The following is a 3,147-nucleotide window of genomic DNA, read 5'->3' as shown; positions in this document are numbered from 1 at the left end:
GATGACACCTTCTTTATCATCTCCGAGCTGCCCCGGAACGACGCCATTTTCAGGCACTGTCGCATTCGTAGCGAGTTTCTTTCCGTTTCTGTCATAAATGATGCCTCTCGCTGGTTCCTTGGCGGTAATCCGGATGGTCTCCCCTTCCTTCAGCTGTGAAAAAATAAAGGATGGGTTCCAGTTGATTTTCCATGACGTGTCACCGTCTTTTTTTTCTTTGACAAGCTTTGCCTTCCCTTCAAAAGAAACGGGGCCGGCCAATGTATTCATGCTGACTTTATACGGTATTGTCACTGCATCTTTTTTCTCTTTATTTTTTTCATCTTCATCGTTATCGACGGCTGAAACCTTCAAATCGGAAACTCCGATCTGTTCATAAATGGATTGATTGCGCTTGATGAAATCGTCTTTTGAAATCGATTTTTGCGCTTCAGCCGACAGCTGTTCATACATTTCTTCAAATTTTTGATCGTTCCATTTGTTTACATATTGATCCATGCTTTCTTTTGCTGTCGGCTCGTTAGAACAGGCTCCGGCGAGCAATAGAAATCCGGCGGCTATAAACAAATGGATGACTCTCATTTTCATCGTTGCTTCCCCCTTTTTTTCAATCCGCCATTTAAGCATTATATCATACAAATAAATACAGCGACCGACTTTATGATCATAAAAAAAGACAGTTTAACTAAACTGTCTTTCTTATCCGATAATTATTCTTTCCTTTGGATAATGGTAGTTCGCTTCGATTTCTTTTCTGCCGAATAAATAAAGCAACGTGACAATGCCGATTCGGCCGATGAACATCAGAAGGATGATGACACTTTTGCCGATCGTGCTCAAATCTGAAGTAATGCCCATCGACAAGCCGGTCGTACCGAAGGCGGAACACACTTCAAACAGCAGTTCAAGCAAAGAATGCTCTTCCGTTACTGTCAAAACAAGTGTCGAGCCGAAAACGAGAATAACCGCCATCAGCGTCACAATCAATGATTTCATTAAATCCGCCTGGTGCAGCTCACGTTTGAAAACCTTCACCGATTTATTTCCCCTCGCGAAGTGGAACAGCGCCAAGAGGTTTAAAGCAAAGGTCGTTGTCCGGATGCCCCCTCCGACAGAGCTTGGCGAAGCGCCGATAAACATGAGCATGCACATGAATAAAACAGTCGTGTGTGTGAATTGGCTGATGTCGATCGTCGCGAGTCCGCCGCTCCTGGTCGTCGTCGACTGGAACAGCGAAAAGAATAATACCTCGTGCCACGATTTCCCTGAAAAAGCAAAGCGCGCTTCCATGGCAAATATGCCGATCGCACCTCCAATCACTAAAAGGAAAAAAGTGACTGATGTCAATTTGGTAAACAGGCTGAAAGAGAATTTCCGTTCTTTGCTGAGCAGGAAATCCTTTACCTCGATGAGGACCGGAAAGCCGATCGCTCCAAGAATGATCAGCATAATCACGATAAACTGAACGAAATAATCATGCTGAAACGGAATCAGCGAGTTGCCTGTAATGTCGAAACCTCCGTTGGTCGTTGCACTGATGCTTGTAAAAAATCCGTGCATAAAGGCTTCTCCAGGTGTCTCAAAGTACTTTAAGAAATAAGTTCCGAGAATCAGCCCGCCAAACAGCTCGATCAGCAGGATCAAGCCGAGCACGTGCTTCATCAGCTTGACAAGGCCCGATAAGTTGGATTGATTTTGATCGGTCATAATCAGCCGGCGCTCTTTCAAACCGATCCGCTTGCCGAAAATCAGCCAGACGAATGTTCCGAGCGCCATCACACCGATCCCGCCAAACTGCAGAACAAACGCCAAAATCCATATTCCGGCCGTGCTGAATGTATCAGCTGTATCAACAACCGTCAAACCGGTTACGCTCACTGCGCTCACCGCAGTAAAAAGGGCATCGATAAATGACCATTCCACATCATTCTTGTGTGCAACGGGCAGACTTAATAATATAACGGAAACCGTCACCGCCAAAAAATAATAGAGCGCGATCAGCTGTACAGGAGACAGCACGCGCAGTAGTTTTTTCAATAAAACCTTCATAATCGTTCCTTCTTTTCAATATTCAAAAGTTGCGCTTCTTGTGTATAACGTGTTCCATTTTAAAGGAAACATGCTCTTATGTACAGCCGATTTTCGATTTTTAAATTTAAAAAGCAAACCCCCTTGAAAAAGGGGGTTTGCATATTGATTATTTTGCTTCCAGACGGCGGATTCTGTCGCTTAAATCAGGGTGTGTTGAGAAAAGCGATGTGTGCTTTTTCCCGTTGATTTTCAAAGTGGCAACAGATGCCTGCTCTTCTTTGACTCTTGAAGTGTACTGCTCAAGCGAGCGGAGCGCATGAATCATCTTATCCTTGCCTGCAAGGTCCGCTCCTCCTCTATCCGCATGATATTCGCGGTGGCGGGAGTACGCAAACACGACAAGGCTTCCGAGAATGGAAAACACGATTTGGAATACGATGACCGCGATAAAGTGAACGATCGGCGCCAGCTCTTCACGGACAACGCGTGAAACAGCCCATGCCGCAATCCGGGCGAAGAAAACAACAAACGTGTTGACGATTCCCTGAAGGAGCGTCATTGTCACCATATCGCCGTTTGCGATATGCGCGACTTCGTGAGCAAGAACGCCTTCCACTGCGTCGTCATCCATTTCCTGAAGAAGACCCGTCGATACAGCGACAAGCGAGCGGTTTTTGGACGGCCCTGTCGCAAAGGCATTCACTTCGCGTGAATTGTAGATGCCGACTTCCGGCATCTTTGTCAGTCCGGCGGCGCGGGACAGCTTATATACCCGGTCAACGAGCTGCTGCTCTTCGTAGCTGAGCGTTTGCTTATCAGGATTCAGCACCTGAACGCCCATAGCCATTTTCGCCATCCATCTTGACATCAAAAGCGACATAAAGGAGCCGACAAAGCCGACAACCGCACTGAATACGAGAAGCGCAACAATATCGATGCCGCCGCCAGCCGTGAAATACGTGCCTACGCCTGTCAGCGAACCGATAATGGACAGCACAATACCGATCGTCGTAATAACTAAAATGTTCGATAAAAGAAAGAGAAAGATTCTTTTTCCCATGATTACCTCCATGTTATAATAAGATCAAATGAACTCGTATAATAAAATTATACGGC

The 3,147-nt window shown here is 45.9% G+C and carries 3 protein-coding genes; all 3 read right to left on the bottom strand.

The features are described 5' to 3' along the window. Window positions 1-588 (bottom strand): NTF2-like N-terminal transpeptidase domain-containing protein (locus C1T29_RS08595; RefSeq protein WP_331281200.1); only part of this gene is annotated, 588 nt, incomplete at its 3' end. A gap of 111 nt (window positions 589-699) precedes the next feature. Beyond that, window positions 700-2,049, bottom strand: coding sequence for a TrkH family potassium uptake protein (locus tag C1T29_RS08590; protein WP_026579814.1), 1,350 nt, complete (start codon window positions 2,047-2,049; stop codon window positions 700-702). A 148-nt stretch (window positions 2,050-2,197) separates the two neighbouring features. Next, the gene (gene htpX, locus C1T29_RS08585) at window positions 2,198-3,091 is read right to left on the bottom strand and encodes a protease HtpX (protein WP_020451127.1); all 894 of its coding nucleotides are present in this window, start codon (window positions 3,089-3,091) and stop codon (window positions 2,198-2,200) included. Window positions 3,092-3,147: the final 56 nt, after the last annotated feature.

It is taken from the genome of Bacillus sp. MBGLi79, assembly GCF_002953915.1.
The sequence above is the reverse complement of the archived record's forward strand: the minus strand, read 5'-3'. Positions and strand labels throughout refer to the sequence as shown.

Bases quoted from the DNA above. Each gene is read 5' to 3' on its own strand.
- C1T29_RS08590 (WP_026579814.1), bottom strand. From the start codon at position 2,049: ATGAAGGTTTTATTGAAAAAACTACTGCGCGTGCTGTCTCCTGTACAG.
- htpX (WP_020451127.1), bottom strand. From the start codon at position 3,091: ATGGGAAAAAGAATCTTTCTCTTTCTTTTATCGAACATTTTAGTTATT.